The sequence below is a fragment of the Novosphingobium pentaromativorans US6-1 genome, from assembly GCF_000767465.1.
Classification (GTDB): domain Bacteria; phylum Pseudomonadota; class Alphaproteobacteria; order Sphingomonadales; family Sphingomonadaceae; genus Novosphingobium; species Novosphingobium pentaromativorans.
The window spans coordinates 2,102,549-2,128,885 of sequence record NZ_CP009291.1 but is presented as its reverse complement, the minus strand read 5'-3'; the positions used below and the strand labels follow the sequence as shown (position 1 = coordinate 2,128,885).

22 protein-coding genes are annotated in these 26,337 nt (G+C 66.0%); 11 read left to right on the top strand and 11 right to left on the bottom strand.

What is annotated here, in order from left to right:
* The first annotated feature begins 80 nt into the window (after positions 1-80).
* Positions 81-542 (top strand): Lrp/AsnC family transcriptional regulator, encoded by a 462-nt coding sequence (locus tag JI59_RS09810; protein WP_007012896.1) that lies wholly within the window; start codon positions 81-83, stop codon positions 540-542.
* Between the two features lie 31 nt (positions 543-573).
* Here JI59_RS09810 and JI59_RS09805 read toward each other — a convergent pair whose 3' ends face one another.
* The 3 genes from JI59_RS09805 to JI59_RS09795 form a co-directional block, all read right to left on the bottom strand.
* Positions 574-2,328: a cation:proton antiporter domain-containing protein gene (locus tag JI59_RS09805; RefSeq protein WP_007012897.1), complete on the bottom strand. Its 1,755-nt coding sequence runs from the start codon at positions 2,326-2,328 to the stop codon at positions 574-576.
* A gap of 290 nt (positions 2,329-2,618) precedes the next feature.
* Positions 2,619-5,012 carry an FtsK/SpoIIIE family DNA translocase gene (locus JI59_RS09800; protein WP_038575933.1) on the bottom strand — a complete coding sequence of 798 codons (2,394 nt, stop codon included), beginning with the start codon at positions 5,010-5,012 and terminating at the stop codon, positions 2,619-2,621.
* Between the two features lie 53 nt (positions 5,013-5,065).
* Entirely contained in the window at positions 5,066-5,620 is a 555-nt protein-coding gene (locus JI59_RS09795) for a thiamine phosphate synthase (protein ID WP_007012900.1), read from the bottom strand.
* A 49-nt stretch (positions 5,621-5,669) separates the two neighbouring features.
* Between JI59_RS09795 and JI59_RS09790 the strand changes: the two genes are divergently transcribed.
* Entirely contained in the window at positions 5,670-6,335 is a 666-nt protein-coding gene (locus JI59_RS09790) for a YggS family pyridoxal phosphate-dependent enzyme (RefSeq protein ID WP_007012901.1), read from the top strand.
* Positions 6,336-6,373: 38 nt separating this feature from the next.
* Here the strand turns inward: JI59_RS09790 and JI59_RS09785 are convergent, their stop codons facing one another.
* Both JI59_RS09785 and pyk read right to left on the bottom strand, forming a co-directional pair.
* The gene (locus JI59_RS09785; RefSeq protein WP_007012902.1) at positions 6,374-7,003 is read right to left on the bottom strand and encodes a LysE family translocator; all 630 of its coding nucleotides are present in this window, start codon (positions 7,001-7,003) and stop codon (positions 6,374-6,376) included.
* Between the two features lie 13 nt (positions 7,004-7,016).
* Positions 7,017-8,498: a pyruvate kinase gene (gene pyk, locus JI59_RS09780; RefSeq protein WP_007012903.1), complete on the bottom strand. Its 1,482-nt coding sequence runs from the start codon at positions 8,496-8,498 to the stop codon at positions 7,017-7,019.
* Between the two features lie 77 nt (positions 8,499-8,575).
* Between pyk and JI59_RS09775 the strand changes: the two genes are divergently transcribed.
* The 5 genes from JI59_RS09775 (at position 8,576) to ruvC (ending at position 11,089) form a co-directional block, all read left to right on the top strand.
* Entirely contained in the window at positions 8,576-8,887 is a 312-nt protein-coding gene (locus JI59_RS09775; RefSeq protein WP_007012905.1) for a DUF1244 domain-containing protein, read from the top strand.
* Between the two features lie 148 nt (positions 8,888-9,035).
* Positions 9,036-9,272, top strand: a complete 237-nt coding sequence (locus JI59_RS09770; RefSeq protein WP_007012906.1) for a DUF2312 domain-containing protein — start codon at positions 9,036-9,038, stop codon at positions 9,270-9,272.
* Between the two features lie 110 nt (positions 9,273-9,382).
* Positions 9,383-9,700, top strand: coding sequence for a heavy metal-binding domain-containing protein (locus JI59_RS09765; protein WP_007012907.1), 318 nt, complete (start codon positions 9,383-9,385; stop codon positions 9,698-9,700).
* A gap of 107 nt (positions 9,701-9,807) precedes the next feature.
* Positions 9,808-10,551: a YebC/PmpR family DNA-binding transcriptional regulator gene (locus tag JI59_RS09760; protein WP_007012908.1), complete on the top strand. Its 744-nt coding sequence runs from the start codon at positions 9,808-9,810 to the stop codon at positions 10,549-10,551.
* A gap of 61 nt (positions 10,552-10,612) precedes the next feature.
* Positions 10,613-11,089 (top strand): crossover junction endodeoxyribonuclease RuvC, encoded by a 477-nt coding sequence (gene ruvC / locus JI59_RS09755; RefSeq protein WP_007012909.1) that lies wholly within the window; start codon positions 10,613-10,615, stop codon positions 11,087-11,089.
* 21 nt (positions 11,090-11,110) lie between these two features.
* Here the strand turns inward: ruvC and JI59_RS09750 are convergent, their stop codons facing one another.
* Entirely contained in the window at positions 11,111-12,562 is a 1,452-nt protein-coding gene (locus JI59_RS09750; protein WP_238532513.1) for a glycosyltransferase family protein, read from the bottom strand.
* Positions 12,563-12,731: 169 nt separating this feature from the next.
* On the opposite strand from JI59_RS09750, the gene ruvA reads away from it, so the two are divergent.
* Positions 12,732-13,340, top strand: coding sequence for a Holliday junction branch migration protein RuvA (gene ruvA, locus JI59_RS09745; protein ID WP_007012911.1), 609 nt, complete (start codon positions 12,732-12,734; stop codon positions 13,338-13,340).
* Positions 13,341-13,410: 70 nt separating this feature from the next.
* Entirely contained in the window at positions 13,411-14,448 is a 1,038-nt protein-coding gene (gene ruvB / locus JI59_RS09740) for a Holliday junction branch migration DNA helicase RuvB (protein ID WP_007012912.1), read from the top strand.
* A 494-nt stretch (positions 14,449-14,942) separates the two neighbouring features.
* On the opposite strand, the gene JI59_RS27370 is transcribed toward ruvB, so the two are convergent.
* From JI59_RS27370 to JI59_RS09725, 3 genes are all read right to left on the bottom strand, one after another.
* Positions 14,943-15,572 carry a hypothetical protein gene (locus JI59_RS27370; RefSeq protein ID WP_007012913.1) on the bottom strand — a complete coding sequence of 210 codons (630 nt, stop codon included), beginning with the start codon at positions 15,570-15,572 and terminating at the stop codon, positions 14,943-14,945.
* A 292-nt stretch (positions 15,573-15,864) separates the two neighbouring features.
* On the bottom strand, positions 15,865-18,537 hold the full coding sequence (gene acnA / locus JI59_RS09730) for an aconitate hydratase AcnA (RefSeq protein WP_007012914.1): 2,673 nt from the start codon (positions 18,535-18,537) through the stop codon (positions 15,865-15,867).
* 149 nt (positions 18,538-18,686) lie between these two features.
* Positions 18,687-19,577, bottom strand: coding sequence for a DMT family transporter (locus JI59_RS09725; protein ID WP_038575928.1), 891 nt, complete (start codon positions 19,575-19,577; stop codon positions 18,687-18,689).
* Between the two features lie 172 nt (positions 19,578-19,749).
* On the opposite strand from JI59_RS09725, the gene JI59_RS09720 reads away from it, so the two are divergent.
* Positions 19,750-21,207 carry a L,D-transpeptidase family protein gene (locus JI59_RS09720; RefSeq protein WP_038575926.1) on the top strand — a complete coding sequence of 486 codons (1,458 nt, stop codon included), beginning with the start codon at positions 19,750-19,752 and terminating at the stop codon, positions 21,205-21,207.
* 214 nt (positions 21,208-21,421) lie between these two features.
* On the opposite strand, the gene recQ is transcribed toward JI59_RS09720, so the two are convergent.
* Positions 21,422-23,212 (bottom strand): DNA helicase RecQ, encoded by a 1,791-nt coding sequence (gene recQ / locus JI59_RS09715; protein WP_007012917.1) that lies wholly within the window; start codon positions 23,210-23,212, stop codon positions 21,422-21,424.
* A 258-nt stretch (positions 23,213-23,470) separates the two neighbouring features.
* Here recQ and JI59_RS27085 point away from each other — a divergent pair, with 258 nt between their 5' ends.
* Complete coding sequence (locus JI59_RS27085) at positions 23,471-23,632, top strand: hypothetical protein (protein ID WP_007012918.1); 162 nt, start codon at positions 23,471-23,473, stop codon at positions 23,630-23,632.
* Positions 23,633-23,724: 92 nt separating this feature from the next.
* Here JI59_RS27085 and metH read toward each other — a convergent pair whose 3' ends face one another.
* Positions 23,725-26,328, bottom strand: a complete 2,604-nt coding sequence (metH, locus tag JI59_RS09710) for a methionine synthase (protein WP_007012919.1) — start codon at positions 26,326-26,328, stop codon at positions 23,725-23,727.
* Positions 26,329-26,337 lie beyond the last annotated feature (9 nt).

Sequence of the window (26,337 nt, the reverse complement as noted above, 5' to 3'; positions counted from 1 at the left end):
TGTTTCACCAAAATTGCCCTTGCGGATGTGGATAGGTGGGATAATATTCCATCTTTGAACAGAAGTAGGGAAAATATCCCATGGACAGGGCCGATCGCGCCTTGCTTGCCGCGCTACAGGCGGATTCGTCGCGTTCGCTTGCCGATCTGGCCGAACGCGTGAACCTGTCGTCCTCTGCCTGCCACCGGCGCATCCGGTCGCTGGAAGAGCAGGGACTGATCCTTGGTTATGCTGCCCGCGTCGACGCCCGGCGACTCGGCCTGTCGGTGGAAGTCTTCGTCGAAATCACCCTCAACAGCCAGAGCCGTGAGGCGATGGACCGGTTCGAGCGCGCCGTGTGCGACTTCGACGAGATCCTCGAATGCCACCTCATGTCGGGCGCGGCCGACTATCAGCTGCGCGTGGCTGCGGTCGACCTCGACCACTATGACCGGATCCACCGCGATTGCCTCGCGCGTCTTCCCGGCGTCTCGTCGATGCGCACCAGCTTCTCGCTGCGGCGGATCAAGCGCTTCGAGGGATACGCGGTACCCGGCGCCTGACCGACCGCGCAGGTTCAGGGCACCGGTGCGTTCAGGACCTGTCGCGCGTCGGCTGGGTGAAAATCCGGTCGTGCGCGACGCGCAGGTCTCCGGCTTCGCGCTGGAGGGAAAGCCTTTCCTTGTCATTCCGGCGATAGTCGCCTTCGGCCTTGTCGATGTCCTCGAGCGAGACACCCAGTCCGTCGAGCGCGGAGCGGGCGAGGACGACGGCCGATTCGATCACCTCGCGGGCCATGAACTTCACTGGAGTGTCCTTGAGCCGCAGCAGCGTGCGGCGATCGAAGACGCGGGCATGGATCTGCGCTTCGGGGAAGGCGGCATGAACGGCATGCAGGAAGGTGTCGGTCAACTGGTCGCCATCGATGCAGAAGAGGATCATCTGCGCATTGGCCGCGCCTGCCTGTCGCAGCAGGTCGAGCCGCGTGCCATCGCCGAAGTAGACCTTGGCCCCGAAGGAGCCTGCCCGGTCGATCATTTCGATATCGTTGTCGATGAGCGTTACCTGGATTTCGGCGGCGATCAGGATTTGCGCTACGGTCTGGCCGAAGCGTCCGTAACCGACCACCAATGCGCTGGCACCGTCCTCTTGCGGGGCCTCGCGCTCCTTCCGGCCCGCCGGAGTTTCGCGAAAGGGCCGCGTTGCCATCATCAGGAACGGGGTGGTGATCATCGACAGGGTGACGATGGCGCTGAACAGGCTGGCTGCCTGCGGTTCGATCAGCCACGCATTCTGCGCCTGCGCGAACAGGACGAAGCCGAATTCGCCCCCCTGGCTGAGCAACAGGCCAAGGGCCAGCGCACTGCGCCAGTTCATCCGGAAAGCCAGTCCCAGCGCGAAGATGATCGTCGCCTTTACCGCGATCAGCGCCGTTGCCATGGCCGCGACGAACAGCGGCCGCTCGGCGATGGCGGAAAGGTCGAGCATCATGCCAACCGACATGAAGAACAGACCCAGCAGGATCGAGCGGAACGGCTCGACGTCCGCTTCCAGTTCGTGGCGATAGGGCGAGTCGGCCAGCATGACACCGGCGATGAAGGCGCCCAGTGCGGTCGAAAGGCCAAGCCACTGCATCAGCGCGGCCGAGGCAATCACCGTGAACAGCGCGGCGAAGACGAACATCTCGCGCTCGCCGAGGTTGCCGATCAGGCGGAACAGCGGACGGATGACGAAACGCCCCGCCGCGATCAGCCCGACGATGGCGGCAACCGTCAGCAGCGCCAGCTGCCAGCCCGGAGGGCCTTCCGGCAGGTTGGGATTGCGGTTCATCGCCGCGATGATCGTGATCAGCGGGATGATCGAGAGATCCTGGAAGAGCAGCACTGCAAAGGCGCGCTCGCCGAACGGGGTGTGCAGGCGGCCCGCGCTTTGCAGCATCGGCAGGACCTGCGCCGTCGATGACAGTCCGAGCGGCAGGCCCAGCGCCAGCGAGGCCTCGATGGTGAAGCCGGCAAAGACATGGATCACCGCCGAAACCGCAAGCCCGCACAGTGCGACTTGCAGCAGGCCCAGCCCGAAGATTTCGTGCCGCATGCGCCACAGTCGCCGGGGTGCCAGTTCGAGGCCGACGACGAAGAGCAGCAGGGTGATGCCCAGCTCGGCAATGCCGATCTTGCTTTCGGGGTCGCCGATCAGGTCGAGCTCGTAAGGCCCGAGGATCGCTCCGGCGAGCAGGTAACCCAGGGTCGCGCCCAGGCCCAGCCGCCGGAACAGCAGGACGAAGACCAGCGCAGTGCCGAGCAGCAGGAAGCCGTCCCTCAGCAGGAAGTCCTGCGCATGTTGTTCCATCTGGGTCTTTCCGGCAGGTTGGGTGAGAACTGGTTGGGGTCTATGTAGTGGCCGGCGCCCGGGAATCTAGCGCCGACTTGCCGTTCGGCGTGCGGTAGGCGTGGTTTGTCGCGGGTGGAAGGCCGATCGGAGTGCCGGGGTGTATGGTTCCATAAGCGCGGGATGAGCGGGCCCCGGGCGGAACGCTTTACAGCGCGGCACCCGGTCACCACACCCCGCCTGCCTTGAGCTGCCCCGCTCAAACCGGCCTGTCGAGGGGGCAAGACCCCCGCGGCCGACCCGCTTCGCAGTTACAGCGGGTTGCCGTTCTCGTCGCGATAGATGTCGCGGCGGCCGACGTGATTGGCCGGGCCGACGTAACCGTCGTTCTCCATGCGCTCCACCCACTTGGCCGCGGTGTTGTATCCTACGCCCATCTGGCGCTGGAGCCACGAGACCGAAACCTTCTGGTTCTCGAACACGAGCTGGCAGACCTGCAGGTACTTGCGCTCCTCGGGATTGTCCGAGGCGGTGGCGTTGAGATCGTCGAAGCCGAAGCTGCCTTCTTCGGGCTCTTCGGTGACGGCGTCGATGTATTCCGGCTTGCCCTGCGTGCGCCAGAAGTCGGCGACATGTTCGACTTCCTCGTCCGAGACGAAGGGGCCGTGGACGCGTTTGATCGGGTCGGTGTTGGGCTTGTAGAGCATGTCGCCCTTGCCCAGCAGCTGTTCGGCGCCCTGTTCGCCCAGGATCGTGCGGCTGTCGATGCGGCTGGTCACGGCAAAGGAAATACGCGTGGGCAGGTTGGCCTTGATGACGCCGGTGATGACGTCGACCGAGGGACGCTGCGTGGCCATGATCAGGTGAATGCCCGCCGCGCGGCTCTTTTGCGAGAGGCGCTGGATCAGCACTTCGATTTCCTTGCCGACGGTGACCATGAGGTCGGCCAGCTCGTCGACGATCAGGACGATCTGCGGCAGCACTTCGTAGTCGAGCTGGTTTTCCTCGTAGAGTTCCTCGCCGGTTTCCGGGTCGAAACCGATCTGGACGCGGCGGCCCAGCGGCTTGCCCTTGGCCGCGGCGGCGCGGACCTTCTCGTTGAAGCTGGCGAGATTGCGCACCGAGATCTCGCTCATCTGGCGATAGCGGCGCTCCATTTCCTCGACTGCCCACTTGAGCGCACGCACCGCCTTGGGCGGTTCGGTGACCACCGGCGAGAGCAGGTGCGGAATGTCGTCGTAGCTCTTGAGTTCGAGGACCTTGGGGTCGACGAGGATCAGGCGGCATTGCGCCGGGGTCATCCGGTAGAGCAGCGAGAGCAGGATACAGTTGAGGCCGACCGACTTGCCCGAGCCGGTGGTGCCGGCAACGAGCAGGTGGGGCATCGTGGCAAGATCGGCGACGACGGGTTCGCCGGCGATGTCCTTGCCCAGGATGATCGGCAGCATGCCCTTGTGGTGGGCGAAGTTCTCCGAGCCGACCATTTCCTTGAAGGACACCATCTGGCGGTCGGCGTTGGGAAGCTCGATGCCCATCACCGTGCGGCCCGGGATCGAGGAGACGCGCGCGGAGATCGCCGACATGTTGCGGGCGATGTCGTCGGCCAGGCCGATCACGCGGCTGGCCTTGATGCCCGGGGCCGGTTCCAGTTCGTACATGGTGACGACCGGGCCGGTGCGCACGGCGGTAATCTCGCCCTTGACGTTGAAGTCGTCGAGCACGGTTTCCAGCAGGCGCGCGTTGCGCTCGAGGCTGAGCTTGTCGATCTTCGGGCCGGCATTGGCCGGTGGATCGGCGAGGATGTCGAGCGGTGGCAGCTGGTACTGGTCGAACAAGTCCTTCTGCTGGCTGCCGGTGCCCAGCTGCGCCGGGCGCGCGGGTGTCGTCGGATCGACGATCTGGGGAGCCTTGCGGGCCGGTTCGTTGAGCGGCGCCGGGGCGGCAGCGCGCGGGGCGGGCGCTTCGGGCTTGGCCGTCTCGACTTCCGCGTCGGCTTCGCCAGTCGCCTCACGCGCGGCGGTGCGCTTCGCAGGCTTGGGCAGGGCATCGCGAACCTGGCCGATGCGGCCGGGCAGGGTGAGCAGGCGCACCCAGTCGATCGCGAAGACCTTGCCGATCAGCGCGATGCCGCAGGCCAGGAAGACCAGCGCCAGTGCCAGCTTGATCCATCCGTCCACGGCATCGGGCGCGAATCCGGCAATGGCCGTGATCGCCTTGGCTCCGAGCAGGCCGGTGATCCCGCCCCAGGATGCGGGCAGGGTGCCGCCCGGCTCGTCGATCCACAGCGAGAGCACCGTTGCCACCAGGATCATGGCGAAGGCGAGCATCCCCACGGGCCGCCACCAGCGCTGGTTGGAATGCTCGATTTCGTTGTCGTCTTCCTCGACCAGCAGCCACAGCTTGCGGGCGAAGACATAGAGCAGGGGCACGAACAGCGCCGAAACCGGCCCGAAGAAGAACAGCGCGCGCTCGGCCACCCATGCGCCGGCGGCCCCCATCCAGTTCTGCACGTCGCCGCCCGCGGCGGTCGAGGCGGATGGGTCGGTCTGGTGATAGCTCAGCAGCGCCAGCGCGAGGAACGCCATGGCCGCGAACAGGACCACCGCACCGCTCAGTTCGGATGCGCGGCGCAGGCTGCGCCTCAAGACTGCGCGCCAGTCCGGCTTGGCGATGCGCCGTCCGGGCGCCATGGGCCGTGTGGCCATTCGGAATTCCCCTGATTACAGGTCGTGATAATGCGCTTCGGCGGGACTCGCCGTCAAGAATGGATCGGGAACGACTTTGTGGGCGATTTTGCAAGTCCCTGAATCGCGGCCCATTTCCCGATCCGGGCAGAGCGTGCCCGATGGGCGTTCATTCCGCCCAAGGCAATGACCGGCACGCCTGAGCGGGCAGCCATGAGGTGAAAACGCACCTGCCCGAGGTGGCTCGCGCCTGGATGCGAGCGGGTCGGGAAGACCGGCGAAAGCAGCACGGCATCGGCGCGCGTGCGGCTTGCCTGCGCCAGTTCGCGCAGCGAATGGACTGTGGCGAGGCGCAAGGTGGCGGGGCCGCCCGCAAGCCTTCGCGGCGCACCGTAGGCTCCGTGGGCCTGCCATCGCCCGGCTTCGCGCGGTGTGCCGGAAAGCACGACGACATGCCCGTACCGCCGGGCGATGCGCGCCAGCTCCTCGAAGCGGGTGCGGCGGTGGGCGGGCGGCAGGTGGTAATGGCGAAAGACGAAGCCGGACCCGCGCGGCAGCCGTGAAAGAGCTTGAGGTAGCTGCGCGTCGATGCGCTCGTCGCTGATTAGCCATATGTCGGGCAGGTTCACGGAAAGAGGCGGGTAGCGGATCGGCACGCAATCGCTATAGCAGCGGCCCATGGATCAACCAGACCTTACTCCCCTGCAGACCGTCCGGGCCAGGATCGCCCATGCCGCGACGATTGCGCACCGCAAGCCCGGGGCCGTCGAGCTCATCGCCATTTCCAAGACCCACCCGGCCGAGCGGATCGTTCCGCTGATCGAGGAAGGCCAGCGCGTCTTCGGCGAGAACAAGGTGCAGGAAGCGCAGGCCAAGTGGCCCGAGCTGCGCGAACGCTACGAAGGGGTGCAGCTCCACCTCGTCGGGCAGCTGCAGTCGAACAAGGCGGAAGACGCCGTGCAGCTGTTCGACTGCATCCATTCGCTCGATCGTCCCTCGCTGGTGTCGGCGCTCGGCAAGGCGATGGACAAGCTGGGCCGGCAGGTGCCGTGCTTCGTGCAGGTGAACATCGGCGAGGAGGAGCAGAAAGGCGGGTGCGCGATTGCCGAAGTGCCGGCGCTGCTGGCCTCCGCGCGCGAAGCGCAGATCCCGGTCGTCGGCCTGATGTGCGTGCCGCCGCTGGGTATCGAGGCGGCGCCGTTCTTCGCGCTGCTCGCCAAGATCGCCGCCGAGAATGGACTGGACCAGCTCAGCATGGGCATGAGCGACGATTTTGAGACCGCGGTTATGCTCGGCGCAACGCACGTACGCGTGGGCAGCGCCCTGTTCGGTGCGCGCGGCTGAACCGGTGAAGCCTTCCCCCTCGCGGGGGAGGACCAGATTCAGGTTGCGCGGAAGGCCAGCAGCGACAGGCCGAAGCCGGCGAACAGCCCGCCGGTCAGCCGGTTGAACGCGCGCTTCACGCCGGCGCGGTTGAGGTGGCGCGAGAGCGCGCGGCCGCTTCCCGCATAGACCGAATACCAGAACGCCTCGATCACCGCGAAGACGCCGACGAGAATCGCGAACTGCGGCACTTGCGCAAGGGCCGGGTCGATGAACTGCGGCAGGAAGGCGGCGGCAAAGACGATCGCCTTGGGATTGCTGATCGAGATCGCGTAGCCGCCACGGAACAGGGCCTGCCATGAAACTTCGGGCCGCAGGTCCTGGGTTTCGGTTTCGTCCTCGCGAACCGGCGCGCGCCATGCCTTGACCGCCAGGAACAGCAGGTAAGCCGCGCCCGCGACGCGAAGCGTGGTGAAGGCGCCCGGCAGCGCATGGAGCAGCGCGCCCAGGCCGACCGCAGAAGCGGCCAGCAGGGTGACGAGTCCGAGCAGGCAGCCGGCCATCGTCGCCACGGTACGCTTAATGCCCAGCTCGACGCTGCGCGAGAGGACGTGGAGCATGTTCGGTCCCGGGGTCGCGCTCAGCAGGAAGACCGCGACCGCGTAGATCCACAATGTATGCAATGCCATGTGTGGGTCAGGCTTACTTGGGCGTGTCGAGTTCGTTGCCGGTCAGGGTCACGACATGCAGCAGGTTGGTCGAGCCGGGAACGCCGAAAGGTACGCCCGCCAGGGTGACGAGGCGCGATCCGCCGGCGCCGAAGCCATGGCGCAGGGCCATGCGCTTGCCCTTGGCGATCATCTCCTCGAAGCTGCCGATGTCCCGGGTCGAGACGGTGTGCGCCCCCCACAGCAGGGCGAGGCGGCGGGCCGTCTTCTGCGAGGGGGTGAGCACCAGCATCGGCGCGGCGGGGCGTTCGCGGGCCACGCGGCGGGCCGAGCCGCCCGAACCGGTGAAGACGATGATTCCCTCGATCGGCAGCGTGTCGGCGATGGTCGCGCACGAAGCCGAAAGCGCGTCGGCGGTCGTGGCATCGGGCGGCGTCTGCGCAAGATGGACGCGCGCGTTGTAGGTCGAATCGCCTTCGACCTGCGATGCGATGCGGTCCATGATCGTCACTGCCTCTACCGGCCACTGGCCTGCTGCCGTCTCTGCCGAGAGCATGACCGCGTCGGCGCCGTCGTAGACCGCGTTGGCAACGTCGGAAACTTCCGCGCGGGTCGGCGAGGGGCTGGTGATCATCGATTCCAGCATCTGCGTGGCGACGACGACAGGCTTGCCGTGACCGCGCGTGATTTCGATGATGCGCTTCTGGATCGGCGGCACTTCCTCGGGATTGAGTTCGACGCCCAGATCGCCGCGCGCGACCATGATGCCGTCGGACAGCTCGATGATCTCGTTCAGGCTCTCCACCGCGGCGGGCTTTTCGATCTTGGCCATCAGCGCGCCGTGGCCGCCCATCAGGCGCCGCGCTTCGGCGACGTCTTCGGGGCGCTGGACGAAGGAGAGGCCGATCCAGTCGGCGCCTTCCTTGACTGCGAAGGCGAGGTCGCGCCGGTCCTTCTCGGTCAGTGCCGGGACCGGGACGATGGCATCGGGAATGTTCACGCCCTTGCGGTCCGAGATCTGCCCGCCGACTTCGGCGCTGCACAGGATCGCGTCCGGTTCGGCGCGCAGGACGACAAGGCGCAGCTTGCCGTCGTCGATCAGCAGGCGCTGGCCCTTTTCGAGCAGGCCGAACAGTTCGGGATGCGGCAGGCAGACGCGTTCGTCGTTGCCCGGTTCGGGATTGCGATCGAGGGTGAAGTGCGCGCCGTGGCGGATGAAGGCCTTGCCGCCCTCGAACTGGCCGACGCGCAGTTTCGGTCCCTGCAGGTCGCACAGGACCGCGACCGGGCGCATCAGGTCCTTTTCGACCGCGCGGATGTTGGCGATGGTCTCGCGGTGGGTTTCGTGATCGCCGTGGCTCATGTTGACGCGGAAGGCGTCGGCCCCGGCTTTCAGCAGCTTGGCGATGGTCTCCTTGTCGCGGCTGGCGGGGCCGAGCGTCGCCAGGATCTTGACCTTGCGTGCGCGTTTGATGCCGCGGTGATGCGGGGATCGACGGTTGGGGAGGTTGGCCAAGTCGTTTCTGCCTCTTTCGAAGTTGCCCGGTCATATGGCAAAGGGCAGGTTACAAACCAAGGACGAATGGTAGGGATATGACCCAAGAATACGAAATCGCAGACCTTGACGACGCAATCGCGGCGGCAGCGTTCCGCCGTCTGGTGCGCCATCTGCAGCAGCGTCACGATGCGCAAAACATCGATTTGATGGGGCTTGCGGGCTTTTGCCGCAATTGCCTTGCCGACTGGATCCGCGATGCGGGATTCGCAGGCGACAAGGCCGAGGCGCGTGCGCTGATCCACGGCATGCCCTTCGCCGAATGGAAGGACAAGTACCAGACCGAGGCGACGCCCGAACAGCTCGCCCGGATGGAGGAAAGCCTGAAGAAGAACGGCGGATCGCACTGAACGCTGGTGCGCGGGCGGCAGGCCGCTCGCGCGCGGGCTTTACTCGGCGCCTGCAATTTCCACAGGTCCGGCTTTGCCCGAATCTCCGGCTGCGGCTATCAGCCCCGACCAATCGATTCACCATCCCAGTTTCCGGAGCTGACACCCAATGGCCGAAACCACCGACGATCGCCTGCGCCTGCTGATCGAGCGCGTCGAGCGCCTCGAAGAGGAAAAGAAGGGCATCTCGGACGATATCCGCGACGTCTACAACGAGGCGAAGGCCGTGGGTTACGACGTCAAGATCATGCGCCAGATCGTGCGCCTGCGGAAGATGAAGCCCGACGACCGCCGCGAGATGGACATGATTCTCGATACCTACAAGGCCGCGCTCGGCATCGACTGATCGGCCTGCGCGGCAGCTGCCGCGCAGCGGGAAAGTGACGATCGAGGCTGACCTCGGCCCCGGCTTGCGCTAGGCATGCGCAACAAGCCCAAGGCCGAGGAGAGAGCCGAATGATCGTCACGACCACGCCTGCCGTCGAAGGCCGTCCCGTCCAGCACTACCTGGGCATCGTCACCGGCGAGGTCATCGTCGGCGCGAACATCTTCCGCGATCTCTTCGCCTCGATCACCGACATCGTCGGCGGCCGCTCGGGCAAGTACGAGCAGGTGCTGCAGCGCGCCCGCAAGGAAGCGCTGGCGGAAATGGAAGCGGAGGCCGTGAAGCTGGGCGGCAATGCCGTGGTCGGCGTCGACCTCGACTACGAGGTGATCGGGCAAAGCGGATCGATGCTGATGGTCAGCTGCTCGGGCACGGCCGTCGTCGTCTGAGGGCATCGGGGGCGGTTGCCCTTGGCCATGCGCCTGTTGTAAGGGCGCGCGATCTTTCCCGCCGGGAACCGGTTCCGGCGATCCATAACGAAATAACGGGCGGACCCATGGCAGGCCATTCCAAGTTTAAGAACATCATGCATCGCAAGGGGGCGCAGGACAAAAAGCGCTCGGCGATGTTCTCCAAGCTTTCGCGCGAAATCACCGTCGCAGCCAAGATGGGCATGCCCGATCCGGACATGAATCCGCGCCTTCGCGCCGCCGTCAACGCGGCCAAGGCGCAGTCGATGCCCAAGGACAACATCCAGCGCGCGATCGACAAGGCCAGCAAGAACGATGGCGAGAACTACGAGGAAGTGCGCTACGAAGGTTACGGCCCCGGCGGCGTCGCCCTCATCGTCGAGGCGCTGACCGACAATCGCAACCGCACGGCCACCAACGTACGCACCGCCTTCTCCAAGAACGGCGGCAACCTCGGTGCCAGCGGCGCGGTTTCCCACGGCTTCGAACGTCTCGGCCTGATCGAGTACCCCGGTTCGGTGGGCGATGAGGACAAGGTCCTCGAAGCCGCGATCGAGGCCGGTGCGCAGGACGTCGAAAGCGACGAGGAAAGTCACTCGGTCTGGACTGCGGTGGAGGACCTGCACGAAGTCGCCCGCGAACTGGAAAAGGCGCTGGGCGAGGCCGAAGGCGTCAAGCTGGCGTGGAAGCCCAACATCAAGGTCGACGTCGACGCCGATACCGCTTCGACCCTGCTCAAGCTGGTCGACACGCTGGACGATGACGACGATGTCCAGACCGTCTGGGGCAACTACGAGATCTCAGACGAGGTCATGGAACAACTGGGTTGATCCGGCACCGGGCGGATAATCGCGTCCTGCCCGAAAGCCCGGTCCCGGGCGCACCGCCGTCATGATCATCATCGGCCTCGATCCGGGCCTGACCTGCACTGGCTGGGGCATCGTCGCCAAGTCGGGCAGCAGGCTCAGCCACGTTGCCAACGGGCAGATCCGCACCGATGCCAAGGCGGCGATGGCCGACCGCCTTGTCGAACTCGACGCGGCCCTGACCGATGTGATTCTCCACCACCGGCCGGATGCGGGCGCGGTGGAGGAAGTCTTCGTCAACGTGAACCCGCAGTCCACGCTCAAGCTCGGTCAGGCGCGCGGCGTTGCCATGCTCTCGCTGGCGCGCGCCGGGATGCCCGTCGCCGAATATTCGACCAAGGTCGTCAAGAAGGCGCTCGTCGGCACTGGCGGGGCTGAGAAGGCGCAGATCCAGGCCATGCTCAAGGTGCTGCTGCCCGGCGTTAAGCTGGCCGGCGAAGACGCCTCCGACGCTCTCGCCGTGGCGATCACCCACGCCAATATGCTCGGCAGCCACCGCTGAGCGCTGGCGGCGGGCCGGTTCCTACATGCCGTTTCGGGCAATCGCCTGCTGATAGCTGTCGCGAGTATCTTGGGTGCAGGTGCCCGGGCGCACGAATAGGCAAGGACTGTCCCCTGCAAGCGGCAGGCAGGCGCGGCGCTCGTATTGCTGCGGCACCGGCGTGTCCGCGTTGAGAACCAGCGCGTCGGCCGCCGCAGCAAGGCCCGGAGAGAGCGGCCGGTTGCCGGACAGGACACCTTCGGGCGCCAGCATCAGCGGTACGCGGCGGGGCAGCAGCGCAGGCACAACGTGGCTCTTGAACTCGTAGGCGATGGCGATGCCGCAGACCTTGGGGTCCTGTGCCGCCAATCCGGCCAGGCGGGGAATCGCGCCGCCGCCGCGCCAGGCACTCGCTCCGCCGGTCATGGTGGCGGAAAAGGCGGACAGCAGGGCGATGGCGCCGCAAAGAATGGCGGCGCTGCGCAAGCTCCCGGGTTCCTGTCCGCGCCGATTCGTCAGCCAGTCGGCAAGGCGCACGAGGGCGATGGCGGACAGGATGACGATGGTCAGCGTCGTCAGCCAGACGAAGCGGTATTCCTTGTGGCCGATCAGGCTGTGCACGATCAGGTTGGCCAGTGTTGCCAGCATGAGCGGTCGATAGCGCCGTCCGGCCAGCACCGCTCCCACCAGCGCCGGGGCGAAGACCGGCCAGAGATGCTGCTGGAGCATCCCGAGGTAGGCAAGCGGCGGTGAAGTGCCGAAGCGCGCGGCGATGCCTTCGCCGATGTTCTTGGATATGCCGACCACGACCCAGCCGAACGGCGGCAATCCGGCGGCGAGGTCACTTGCCGCGCCGACCAGTAGCGCGGCCAGTCCGCCGAGCATGACAGGCACCCAGCGCCCACGGTCCACGCGCAGGGCGGCCAGCGCCAGAACGCCGGCAAAAACCGCGTATTGCATGCGCACCAGCACGGCGAGGCCCAGCAGCAGCCCGCTCAGCACGAGCGCGCGCCGCGAGGTGCGCCGATCGAGGAGCAAGGCCGCGCCCGGCAGCATGAGCGCGGCGCCCAGACTTTCGGCCAGCATCAACTCGCTGAAAAGCACGCTTTCCCACCAGACCGACGCTGCGAAGAGCGCAACCAGTGCGGCGGCGCGCGAGTGGAGGGCGCCAAGACGATAGGCCGCGGGCAGGACCAGCAGGTTCAGTGCCAGGAATGCCGCGCGGGCGATGGCGACGGGCAGCATGGTGCCGGGGCCAAGCGCGTGGCCGAGCCAGACGGGCAGGGCAAGCACTTGCGGGATCAGCGCATTGCGCAGGCCCACGCGCCATTCCCAGGGGACTACGCCATGACCGGTCACGAACCGGTTGGCCTGCTCGAGATACTGGAGCAGTTCGTCCGAGTAGGCGATGTCGTAAAGCGAGAACGCCCGCACCCGCAGGGCCAGCGCTGCGATCAGGGTGAGGACGACGAGCAGCTTCCAGCCCGGGGACACGCGTTCCCCCCGTTCCTGCCCCGATGTCCGGTCAGCCCGATCTTGCCCCATCGCACCCATGCTTAGTCCTCGCCGGCGGGCTTGTCACCGCATTGCGTCGGGGGTGATCCACGGCTCTTCCGCCTTTGCGCTTGCGGCGCGACTCGCCCTTGTGCCATAGGAACAAACCATGATCGCCAAGCTTACAGGTCTGCTCGACGATACCGGCCCGGACTGGGCGATCATCGACGTCAACGGGGTGGGATACCTCGTCCATTGCTCGGCCCGCACGCTCGAGCATCTTGGCATTCGCGGCGACAGGGTGGTCGTCCATACCGAAATGCAGGTGTCCGAAACCGACCAGCGCCTCATCGGCTTTGCCAGCGCGGCAGAGCGCAACTGGTTCCGCCTGCTGACGGCCGTGCAGGGCGTCGGTTCAAAGGTGGCGCTTGCGATCCTCTCGGCCCTCAACACCGAGGAACTGCAGCGCGCTTGCGCCGGCGGTGACGCCGCGATGGTCGCTCGGGCCAATGGCGTCGGGCCGAAACTGGCAAGCCGGATCGTCAACGAGCTGAAGGAAAAGGCCGGCGGCATGCCGACCGCGCCGGGCTCCCCGGGTGTGGCGACGTCAGCAGCGCCCGCAGGTTCGGTCAGCGCCGATGCGGTCTCCGCGCTGCAGAACCTCGGCTTCAAGCCCGCCATCGCCAGCGCCGCAGTGGCTCATGCGATGGGCGAACTGGGCGATGACGCCGACCTCAACGCCATCGTTCGCGTGGCCCTCAAGAGGGCTGCGGGGTGACTTCAGGAATTACCCCGGCACCTCACCCTGAACTTGTTTCAGGGTCCATTCCACCCCAAGCGGCCAGGTCATGACCGATAACCCCATCCTCACTTCGTCCCGTCAGCCCGAGGATGCCGACGCGGCGCTGCGTCCCAAGACGCTTGAGGAGTTCGTCGGACAGGCGGGCGCCAAGGACAACCTGCGCATCTTCATCGAGTCTGCCAAGTCGCGGCGCGAGGCGATGGATCACGTGCTCTTCTTCGGCCCTCCGGGGCTGGGCAAGACCACGCTGGCGCAGATCGTCGCGCGCGAACTGGGCGTGGGCTTTCGTGCCACCTCCGGCCCGGTGATCGCGAAAGCGGGCGACCTCGCCGCGCTGCTGACCAATCTGGAACAGGGGGACGTCCTGTTCATCGACGAGATTCACCGGCTAAACCCGGTGGTAGAGGAAGTGCTCTATCCGGCGATGGAGGACCGTGCCCTCGATCTCATCATCGGCGAGGGGCCTTCCGCGCGCTCGGTGCGAATCGACCTGCCGCCTTTCACCCTGATCGGCGCGACGACCCGGCAGGGGCTGCTGCAGACGCCCTTGCGCGACCGTTTCGGCATCCCCGTGCGCCTGCAGTTCTACACCGTGCCCGAGCTTGAACATGTCGTCACGCGCGGCGCGGGACTGCTGGGCATCGGCATGGACAAGGGCGGGGCGACCGAGATCGCCCGCCGTTCGCGGGGAACGCCGCGCGTGGCCGGGCGGCTGATGCGCCGGGTGCGCGACTTCGCACATGTCGCGGGAAGCGATGTCATTACCCGCGCCATTGCCGACGATGCGCTCACCCGGCTCGAAGTCGATTCGATCGGCCTCGATGCGCAGGACCGGCGCTACCTCCACATGATCGCCGACATCTACAAGGGCGGTCCGGTTGGCGTCGAGACGCTGGCCGCGGGCCTCTCGGAGCCGCGCGACACGATCGAGGAGGTGATCGAGCCCTATCTGATCCAGCTCGGCCTCGTCGCGCGCACAGCGCGCGGGCGTTGCCTCAACGATCTGGGCTGGAAGCATCTGGGATTGACGCCGCCCGCAGGGCCGCAGGGCGGGCTTTTCGATTCGGAGCAATCGACTGACTAGCTTCGAAAAAGCGTCGGAGACGTTTACAGAATCGGCATCTGGCAGTCCCGTTTCGGTACAGGCCTTGGGGCTTGATGATTAATTAACCGCGTTTCCCGCTTCGGGACGCCCGATTCACGGTTAACGCCGTTGTCGCGTTAAGCTTTCTGCGTGTTCTCTGTGCCAGATGGACTGGTCGGTTAGCCATTCAGGCAGCCGCAAAGACCAAACGGAACAAAGAGAGCTTCGCTTATGTCGGTTCGGATGGCCCTTGCAAAATTGTCTGCCTGCGCGGCAGGCTGCGCCATCATTGGGGGCGGCGCCGTCCACGTGGCGGAAACCCCTTCCAAGGAAGTGCAGTACCGCAAGGTCAAGCAGGCCAAGGTCGCTCAGCCCAAGCCGGTCAAGCGCGTGGTGAAGAGGGAACTTCCGCGCGAAACCAAGCGCGTGCGCAAGATCATCAAGAGGACCTGCTGCGAACAGCCTGAAATGGCCATGGTGCCGCTTCCGCCTCCTTACATCCCGCCGGCCCCCCAGCCGCCGGTCGGCGGCAGCGGTGGCGGCGTGCCGGTGGTGATCGGCGGCGGGCCGCTGGGCGGTTTCGGCGGCGGCTTCTTCGGCGGTTTCTTCGGTGGCGGCGGTGGCGGCGGAGGAAACGTCGTGATCAGTTCCACGACCAGCGGCGGATCGACCTCGACCTCGACCGGCGGCCTGACCTCCACGACGACGGGCGGCTCCACTTCGACGTCCAGTTCGAGCGGCGGCGTAACCTCGACCACGGGCGGCGTGACCTCGACCACGGGCGGCGTAACTTCGACCACGGGAGGTGTGACTTCGACGACATCGACCAGCTCGGGTAATGTTTCGACCAGCTCCTCGTCGTCCTCCTCGTCGAGTTCGTCGTCGTCGTCGTCCAGTTCATCTTCGAGTTCGTCAGGCGGCACAACCTCCAGCGGCGGTTCAAGCGGCTCGTCCTCTTCGTCGAGCAGCAGCTCGTCCTCCTCGGGTTCCTCGTCCTCGACCAGCAGTTCGTCTTCCTCGAGCAGTTCCTCGTCGTCGGGCGGTTCGACCACTTCGGGCGGACCGCCTCCGCCTCCTCCGCCTCCTCCTCCTCCGCACGACGTGCCCGCGCCGCCGATGCTCATTCTGTTCGGAGCGGCTGCCGCGACAGTCGTTGGCCGGCGTCGCCTCGCCAAGGGCAAGACGGACGGCCGATAGCCGGCGCAAACCCGTTCCAAGGGGGGAAGGGCGGCACTTCGGTGCCGCCCTTTTTGCTTGAGCGCCGCACGCTGCGTGACATTCGCTGGTTGGGAAGCGGGAGCATCACCTTGGCGCGATGACGTCGCCAGCGAGCCTCGATGCGGATTGCGCTCAAAGAAAAACCCCGCCCCGCGCGATGCGGGACGGGGCATTGTCTCAGCCGTCAGGAAAGGGCGATCAGGCCGCCAGCTTGCGCAGCACGTACTGCAGGATGCCGCCGTTGTTGAAGTATTCGAGTTCGTTGGCGGTATCGATGCGGCACAGCGCAGTGAAGGTGAAGGTCGAGCCGTCCGGACGGGTCACTTCGACTTCGACGTCCTGGCGCGGCTTGAGGGTGGCGACGCCCCGGATGGTGAAGGCATCGTCACCGGTCAGGCCAAGGCTCTGGCGGGTATCGCCGTCCTTGAACTGCAGCGGCAACACGCCCATGCCGACCAGGTTCGAGCGGTGGATGCGCTCGTAGCTCTCGACGATGACGGCGCGAACGCCCAGCAGGTTGGTGCCCTTGGCCGCCCAGTCGCGCGAGGAGCCGGTGCCGTATTCCTTGCCGGCGACGACCACCAGCGGCGTGCCCTGCTCCTTGTACTTCATCGCGACATCGTAGACCGGCATCACTTCCTCGCCGAAGCGCGAAATGCCGCCCTCGGTACCCGGAACCATTTCGTTGCGGATGCGGATGTTGGCGAAGGTGCCGCGCATCATCACTTCGTGGTGGCCACGGCGCGAGCCGTAGGAGTTGAAGTCGGCCTTGGCGACCTGGTGCTCCATGAGCCACTGGCCCGCGGGGCTGTCTGCCTTGATCGAGCCGGCCGGCGAGATGTGGTCGGTGGTGACCGAATCGCCGAGGATCAGCAGCGGCTTGGCCTCGATGATGTCGTTGACCGGCGCCGGGGTCATTTCCATGCCCTCGAAGTACGGCGGGTTGGCGACATAGGTCGAACCGGCGCGCCAGTTGTAGGTTTCCGAACCGACGACGTTGATCGCCTGCCAGTGCTCGTCGCCCTTGTAGACGTCCGCGTAGCGGGCCTGGAACATCGAGCGGTCGACGCATGCGGCCATGGTTTCGGCGACTTCGAGGTTGGTCGGCCAGATGTCCTTGAGGAACACGTCCTGGCCGTCCTTGCCCTGACCGATCGGGGTGGTGGTGAAGTCTTCGACCACCGTGCCCTTCAGCGCGTAGGCGACGACCAGCGGCGGCGAGGCGAGGAAGTTGGCGCGCACGTCGGGGCTGACGCGGCCTTCGAAGTTGCGGTTGCCCGAAATGACCGCCGAAGCGACGAGACCGTTTTCGTTGATCGCCTTGCTGATCGGTTCCGCCAGCGGGCCGGAATTGCCGATGCAGGTGGTGCAGCCGTAGCCGACGAGATTGAAGCCGATGTTGTCGAGGTGCGACTGGAGGCCGGCCTTGTTGAGATAGTCGGTGACGACCTGCGAGCCCGGGGCCAGCGAGGTCTTGACCCAGGGCTTCGGCTTCAGGCCCAGCTCATCGGCTTTCTTGGCGACGAGACCGGCAGCAATCAGCACGCTCGGGTTCGAGGTGTTGGTGCAGCTGGTGATGGCCGCGATCATGACGTCGCCGTCGGTGATCGAGAAGTCCTTGCCTTCGACCGGAACGCTCTGGCGCTCCTTCTTGTAGGTTTCGGCCATGTCCTTGTTGAACACGTCGTCGACCTCGGTGAGGATGACCTTGTCCTGCGGACGCTTCGGGCCGGCAAGCGAGGGCACGACGGTCGACAGGTCGAGTTCGAGAGTCGAGGAGAAGATCGGCTCGGGCGCACCCGGCTCCATCCAGAAGCCCTGCTCCCTGGCATAGGCTTCGACGAGGGCGATCTGCTCTTCTTCGCGGCCGGTGAGGCGCAGGTAGTCGATGGTCTTGTCGTCGATGCCGAAGAGGCCGCAGGTCGCGCCGTATTCCGGGGCCATGTTGGCGAGCGTGGCACGGTCGGCGAGGCTCAGCGAGGCGAGGCCCTCGCCGTAGTATTCGACGAACTTGCCGACCACGCCGTGCTTGCGCAGCATGTTGGTGCAGGTCAGCACGAGGTCGGTGGCGGTGACCCCTTCCATCAGTGTGCCGGTGAACTTGAAGCCCACGACTTCGGGGATGAGCATCGAAACCGGCTGGCCGAGCATCGCGGCTTCGGCCTCGATGCCGCCGACGCCCCAGCCCAGCACGCCAAGGCCATTGACCATGGTGGTGTGGCTGTCGGTGCCCACGCAAGTGTCGAAGTAGGCGACCGTTTCACCGTTCTGGTCCTCGCTGGTCCACACCGACCTGGCGATGTTCTCCAGGTTCACCTGGTGGCAGATCCCGGTGCCCGGGGGAACCGCGTAGAAGTTGGAGAGCGACTTGGAACCCCACTTGAGGAAGTCGTAGCGCTCCATGTTGCGGTGGTATTCGATCTCGACGTTCTGCTCGAACGCCTTGGGGTGGCCGAACTCGTCGACCATGACCGAGTGGTCGATGACGAGGTTGACGGGAACCTGCGGGTTGATCTTGGAGGTATCGCCGCCCAGCGAGGCGATCGCGTCGCGCATCGCGGCAAGGTCGACGACGCAGGGAACGCCGGTGAAGTCCTGCAGGAGAACGCGGGCCGGGCGGTACTGGATTTCCTCGCCGGTCACCGGGTTCTTCTGCCAGTCGGCAATGGCCTGGATGTCGTCGGTCGAGACGGTGAAGCCGCCGTCCTCGAATCGTAGCAGGTTCTCGAGAAGGACCTTCATCGAGAAGGGCAGACGCGAAACGTCGCCGATCTTCTCGGACGCTTTCTTCAGCGAATAGTAGGCGACCTGCTTGCCGCCGACGGTCATGGTGCTGCGGGTGCCGAGCGTATCCTGTCCGACTTGGGTCATGGTAGGCAATTTCCCCTTGGTTATGGAGCTTGCCTCCCTGATCGGGCGGCCCAGAGGGAATCGCGGGCCGTGCTGCAGTGCGACAAGCGGATTCGTTGCCCTGCGGATGCGCGCTCACGGGTCTCAGGTCAAGGGGGCGTGCCCTGCTACTAAGGGCCGGTTTTCGCGTTTTTTGCGCCGATTAGACATCCCACGACGATGAGAAGTGCGCCGCCCACTGTCGCAATTCCCACCTCCTCGCTGAATTGCAGCCAGCCGAACAGGGCTGCCCAGAGGAAGCCGGTGTACTCGATCGGAACCAGAACCTGGGCTTCCGCGCGGGCATAGCCCCAGGACAGGAACAGGATCGCCATCGTCGCGAGGGCCGCTCCGGCCAGGGTCAGGCGCAGGCTGGCGGCGTCGGGCGTCACTGCCAGCCAGGGCGAAAAGGCCAAAAATATCATCGCGACGATAAGATTCTGGAACAGCGCGATCTCGACCGGGCCGGCCAGCAGCGCCTGCTTGCGCTGGAACACCAGGTTGAGGGCGTAGAACAGGGCCGAGCAGAGGATCGCGGCGACACCCTCGACGGCTTCGGGCGAATAGCTGCCGTCGCCCAGTCGGCCGGCAGCGATGATCAGTACGCCGATGACGCCCATCGCTGCGGCAACTATGGCCCGCGGGCGGATTTTCTCGCCGAGCAGAAGCGAGGCGAAATAGAGCGCGACGATCGGCGAGATGAATGACAGGGCGATCGCTTCCGCCATCGGGATTCGCACAAGGCCATAGAAGAACAGCCCGGCCATGGCCGCAACGATGGCGGCGCGCTGGGCATGGATGCGCAGGACCTTGCGGTTCGGCAGCGGCCTTCCCGCGAAAAACCAGATCGGTAGTGCGAGCAGGGTGCCGAAAATGTTGCGAAAAAGCAGTGCGGTGAAGACCCCGGTGGCGATCGAGGCCCCTTTCATTGCCGCATCCATGGCGCTGAACGCCGCAATTCCCGTGCAGACGGACAGGACAGGCAGTAGTGTGGATACCGGCTTGCTCGAATCCGCTTGCATGGCCCCTCCTGTCGGGCCCGGTTCATTTGTGCGCAAGCAATTCATCGCAGGCTCAGGACAAATCCTTGAAGAGTAGGCTATGAGGGAGCAAATCGGGGCCGTAAGCGCTTCGTGAACGGCTCCTTGCGGCAGTTCCTTGGTTCTAGAGAATATCGGGCAGGTTTCGAAGAATATGACGAGTTTCAAGCGGTTCGGCTTTACGGCGCTTTCGACGGCGATGGCGGTAAGCCTGACGGCGCAGCCCGTGCTTGCGCAGCGCATCAAGACCGAGATGCCCGAGGACATCCTGCCCAAGCCGGCTGCGGCCAAGCCCGCGACGGCGACGACTGCTCCGGCCACATCGCCCGCTCCAGCGACGATCCCGATGCAGTCTCCGGTCAATCCCGCCAGCCAGCAGCCGTTGCCGGGCGCGAACGGCACGGTGTCCGAACCGGTCGTGCAGCCGATCTTCCTGGCCGAACCGGTGATGTCGTGGTCGCTGGCCGATGCCAAGGCGCTGCTCTCGACGATCGAATATATCGGCAAGGAAGGCCTGCTTCCGGCCGACTACCAGCCAGCAGCACTCAAGGCCGCCATTGCCGGCGGCGAAAGCGATGCGCTCGATGCCCTGGCGAGCAAGGTCTTCGCCTGGCTGATCGAGGACCTGCGCGACGGGCGTACACCGATGGAAGCGCGGGTGCAGTGGTTCGCGGTCGATCCCGACCAGGACGACATGCCGACCGCGCAGATCATGGCGCAGGCCCTGTCCGACCATGACGTCCCGGGCGTGGTCGACAAGCTGGCGCCCACGGTGCCCGACTATGCCGCCCTCAAGGCCGAACTGGCGGTAACGCCGATGGCGAACAAGGCCAAGCGCGCGCTGATCCTCGCCAACATGGACCGCTGGCGCTGGCTCGCCCGCGACCTCGGCGATGTCTACCTGCTGACCAACGTGCCCGAGTTCCAGCTGCGCCTGACGGTCAGGAACAAGATCATCCGCACCTACCGCACGGTCGTCGGCAAGCCGGGGCGCACTGCGACCCCGCAGCTGGCCGAGACAGTGACGGCGGTCGTCTTCAACCCGACCTGGACGGTCCCGCAATCGATCGTGCAGGGCGAGGGCCTCGGCCAGAAAGTCCTGAACAACCCGCGCTGGGCCAAGGCTGCCGGCTACAAGGCGACCAAGGGCGCTGACGGGACGATCTACGTCGTCCAGCAGCCGGGACCGACCAACTCGCTGGGCCTGATGAAGATCGACATGCCCAACCCGCACGCGATCTACCTGCACGACACGCCTGCCAAGCAGTACTTCGATGAGGACGTCCGGGCTTTCAGCCACGGTTGCATCCGCACCGAACGCGCGGTGGAGTTGGGCATGACCATGGCGATCCTCGGTGCCAAGATGCCGGCAGCCGAAGCGGCCGACATCTCGCGCTCGGGCGAATATACCAAGGTGGAGATGACCCGCACCTTCCCGGTGTACCTGACCTACTTCACCATCGCCCGCTCGATCGACGGGGAACTCAAGCAGTTCAACGACATCTACGGTCGCGACAAGCCGGTGCTCGACAGCTTCACTCAGCCGCGCCAGCTCAAGACCACGCAGCGCACCAGCGACGAAGAGATCATCGAACTCGACAACCCGCTCTGAGCGGCGCAGCGCAGCCTACTGCAATGCCTGGTGGCGTCGTTACCCCGGACCCGATCCGGGGTCGCGCCTGCGCGGGGATGATGGAACTGGCTGGGGCAAAGCCACGTCAATCGTCTCGATTGTCATCCTGAACGCGTTTCAGGATCCATCTGTCGGAGCGCGCCGAGCATTCTCGGCAGCGTAACCTGAACCGGAAGTTCGCCGTCGAAGCCTCTCAGAACTGTCGGATTACCGCCAGGAAGGCATCGCCGTAAGCGTCGAGCTTGCGCGAACCGATGCCGCCGATTTCGCCCATTGCGGCGAGCGACGCGGGCTGGACCGTCGCCATCTCGCGCAAGGTGGAATCGTGGAAGATGACGTAGGGCGGCACGCCTGCTTCTGCGGCGAGATCGCGGCGCAGCGCGCGAAGCGCTTCGAACAGCGGATTGCCGACGGGATTGGCGCCGGTGTCGCGGCTGCTTGCGCCGCCACGCCGCTTGCGCTCGCGCTTGGGGGGCAGGACAATCGGCACGCTGGCCTCGCCCTTGAGGATTTCGCGCGCATCGCCGCCCAGTGCGAGGCCACCGTGTTCGGTCGGGATCAGGCTGCCACGGGCCTGCAGCGCGCGGGCCAGCGGCTTGAGCAGGGGCTTTTCGTCCTCGGTCATGATCCCGAAGACCGAAAGCTGGTCATGCCCGCGCTGGAGCACGCGGTCGTCGGCGATGCCGGTCAGCACCTTTTCGAGGTGACCCAGGCCATAGGACTGCCCGGTGCGATAAACGGCCGAAAGCAGCTTGCGCGCCAGTTCGGTCATGTCGGCGACGCCCGGGGGCTCAAGGCAATTGTCGCAGTTGCCGCAAGTGGGCGCGGGGTCCTCGCCGAAGTGGCGGAGCAGGACGGCGCGGCGGCATTGGGCGGTTTCGACCAGCCCTGCCAGCGAATCGAGCCGCTGGCGCTCGGACTGCTGGCGGCGCTCTTCCACTTCCGACAAGCGGATGCGCGCGCGGGCGAAGTCGTCCGCCCCCCAGAACATCACCGCGACGGAAGGGTCGCCGTCACGCCCGGCGCGTCCGGTTTCCTGGTAGTAGCCCTCGATCGACTTGGGGATGCCGGCATGGGCGACGAAGCGCACGTCGGGCTTGTCGATGCCCATGCCGAAGGCAACCGTGGCGACCATCACCATGTCCTCGCTGGCAACGAAGGCCGCCTGGTTGCGTGCGCGAATCTCTGGCGAAAGACCGGCGTGGTAGGGCAGGACCCGGCGACCGGTGGCGGCCAGGGTCTCGGCCAGCTGCTCGACGCGGGCGCGGGTCGGGGCGTAGATGATGCCGGGGCCGGGGTTCTCTTCCAGCAGCGTCTTGAGCTGGCGCGCGGCATTCTCGCGCGGGCGGATCGCATAGCGGATGTTGGGCCGGTCGAACCCGGCGACGATCAGGCCGTCATCGGCAATGCCGAGCTGGGCGAGGATGTCGGCGCGGGTATGGTGGTCCGCGGTCGCGGTAAGGGCAAGGCGCGGTACTTGCGGAAATGCGTCGAGCAGCGGGCGCAGCAGCCGGTAGTCTGGCCGGAAATCGTGCCCCCATTCGGAAACGCAGTGCGCTTCGTCGATGGCGAAGAGCGAGACGCGCGCCTTGGACAGCAGCTCGCGGAAATGCGGCTGGCTGGCGCGTTCCGGGGCGACGTAGAGCAAGTCCAGCTCGCCCTCGCGGAACCGGTCGATGGTCACTTCGCGGTCGGTATCGGCACTGGTGAGGGTCGCGGCGCGGATGCCGTTGGCCGTGGCGGAACGCAACTGGTCGTGCATCAGGGCGATCAGCGGGCTGACGACCACGCAAGTGCCTTCCAGCATGACCGCCGGAAGCTGGTAGGTCAGCGACTTGCCCGCGCCGGTGGGCATGACCGCCAGCGTCGACTGGCCCGCCAGCACGCGCGAGACGACATGTTCCTGCACGCCGCGAAAGGCGGTGAAGCCGAAAGTGGCGTGAAGGGCATCGAGTGCGTCGGGAAGCAGGTCGGCAACAGGCACGGGGGGCTTATGGCAGACGCGGCCATGGCCTGGGAACCGCCCGGGGGTTAATTTTCCGCCGTTGCGGTGTCCGGCCTGCGAAGATTTCGCGCCCGGACATGCGCAAACCGGTTCGATCCGGGGCAATTCCGGGGCATGTGGGATAAATCACAGCAGCGCTGTGCAGACGCGCACAGACCCGCCCGCCGCCTGGCGCCATAGTGGGTTCATCGAAAGACAGCCCCGGCAAGCGGGCTGCACATGCGAGGGAACAAGCACATGGAACCGACTGCAGGAAAGATTTTCGGAATGATCGGCGGAGCCGTCCGCCTGGCCACCCAGGCCGCCCTTGTCCCGGCCCCGGCAGGCATGCCGCGCTGGATCGCAGCGACCGGTCATTTTCCCGTTCCCGGCCGCCGGCCGGTGCAGGCCGGCCGGTAGGCAGGTCTGTCGTGGGGGGCGGGTTCCGGGCGCGGGGGCGGCCCGGAACCCGTTAACGTGCGGGCCCTGTCGGCTTGCGAGCGCGTTGTCGCTCAGTCGAGGTTGGGACGCAGCCAGCGTTCGGCCGTCGCCAGCTCCACCCCGCGCCGTCCGGCGTAGTCCTCAAGCTGGTCCCGGCCGATGCGCGCAACGCCGAAATACTGGCTTTCCGGATGGGCAAAGTAGAAGCCCGAAACCGCGGCGGTCGGCAGCATCGCCTGGCTTTCGGTCAGCACGATTCCGGCATTGTCCTGCGCCTTGAGCAGGTCGAACAGGATCGGCTTGAGCGAGTGGTCCGGGCAGGCCGGGTAACCGGGGGCCGGGCGGATACCGCGATATTCCTCGCGGATCAGCGCTTCGTTGGTGAACTGCTCTTCCGGCGCATAGCCCCACAGGGTGGTGCGCACGTGGCTGTGCAGGCGTTCGGCGAAGGCTTCGGCGAAGCGGTCGGCCAGCGCCTTGAGCAGGATGTCCGAATAGTCGTCGTGTGCGGCCTGGAAGCGTGCGAGGTGCGGTTCGATGCCGTGGATGCCGACCGCGAAGCCGCCGAGCCAGTCGTCCTGCGTATCGATGAAGTCCGAAAGGCAGAAGTTGGCGCGGCTGCGCGATTTCTTGAACTGCTGGCGCAGGAAGGGAAGGCGGGTGCCGTCTTCCAGCAGAACGTCGTCACCTTCGCGGTGAGCCGGCCAGAAGGCGCAGACGCCCTTGGCCGTCAGCCACTTCTCGCTGACGATCTTTTCCAGCATCGCCTTGGCGTCGGCGAACAGGTTGCGGGCGCTTTCGCCCACCACTTCGTCCTTTAGGATCGCCGGGTAGGTACCGGCCAGTTCCCAGGCGCGGAAGAAAGGCGTCCAGTCGAACGTCTCGACGAGATCGGCGAGGTCCCATGCCTCGAAAACGTGCAGCCCGGGCTGCACCGGGGCAGGGGCCTTGTCGGCGAAGTCGGGCTTGAACGCGTTCTCGCGGGCATCGGCCAGCGCCAGCAGGTCCGACTGGCCCTTGCCCTCGCGTGCCTCGCGCACTTTCTGGTAGTCGATGGCGACCGAGGACTTGAAGCCTTCGGCCTGCGTGTCCGACAGCAGCTGCGAGGCGACGCCGACCGCGCGGCTGGCGTCGAGCACATGGATCACCGGGCCTTCGTAGGCCGGATCGATGCGCAGCGCGGTGTGGACCTTGCTGGTCGTCGCCCCGCCGATCAGCAGCGGGATGTTCATCTGCGCGCGCTGCATTTCCTCGGCCACGGTCACCATCTCGTCGAGCGAGGGGGTGATGAGGCCGGAGAGGCCGATGATGTCGGCATCGTTCTCGTTGGCGCTTTCGAGGATCTTCGACCAGGGAACCATGACGCCCAGGTCGATCACTTCGTAGCCGTTGCACTGCAGGACGACGCCGACGATGTTCTTGCCGATGTCATGGACGTCGCCCTTGACGGTGGCCATGATGATGCGGCCCTTGGCCTTGGCGCCTTCTTCCTTCTCCGCCTCGATGAAGGGGATGAGGTGGGCGACGGCCTTTTTCATGACGCGCGCGGACTTGACGACCTGCGGCAGGAACATCTTGCCCGAGCCGAACAGGTCGCCGACGACGTTCATGCCGTCCATCAGCGGCCCTTCGATCACCTCGATCGGCCGCCCGCCACGGTCTGCCGCGGCCTGGCGCGCTTCCTCGGTATCCCCGACGACATAGGCGTCGATGCCCTTCACCAGCGCGTGCTCCAGCCGCTTGGTCACTTCCCACCCGCGCCATTCCTCGGCGGCCTTTTCGGCGGCCTTGTCCTGGCCCTTGAAGCTCTCGGCGAGTTCGATGAGGCGCTCGGTCGCATCCTCGCGGCGCATCAGGATCACGTCTTCGCAGGCGTCGCGCAGCACCGGGTCGATCTGGTCGTAGACGTCGAGCTGTCCGGCATTGACGATTGCCATGTCGAGCCCGGCCGGGATCGCATAGTAGAGGAACACCGAGTGCATTGCCCGGCGCACCGTCTCGTTGCCGCGGAAGCTGAACGACAGGTTCGACAGGCCGCCCGAGAAATGCACGTGCGGGCAGGCCTCGCGGATTTCCTTCACCGCCTCGATGAAGTCGAGCGCGTAGCGGTCGTGCTCCTCGATGCCGGTGGCGACGGCGAAGACGTTGGGATCGAAGATGATGTCCTCGGGCGGGAAGCCGATGCCGGTCAGCAGCTTGTAGGCGCGCTTGCAGATCTCGACCTTGCGCTGCCTGGTGTCGGCCTGGCCGGTCTCGTCGAAGGCCATGACGACTACGGCGGCGCCGTAGGTCATGCACTTGCGCGCCTGTTCGAGGAACGGTGCCTCGCCTTCCTTCATGCTGATCGAGTTGACGATCGGCTTGCCGGACACGCACTTGAGGCCGGCCTCGATCACCTCCCACTTCGAGCTGTCGATCATCACCGGCACGCGCGCGATGTCGGGCTCGGCGGCGATCAGCTTGAGGAAGGTGGTCATCGCCTCGACGGCGTCGAGCAGGCCCTCGTCCATGTTGACGTCGATCACCTGCGCGCCGTTCTCGACCTGCTGGCGGGCCACTTCGACGGCGGCGGGATAGTCGCCGGCCATGATCAGCTTCTTGAACTTGGCCGATCCGGTGACGTTGGTGCGCTCGCCGACATTGACGAAACGGGCAGATGAAGGTGTCGCGGTCATTGTTTTTCT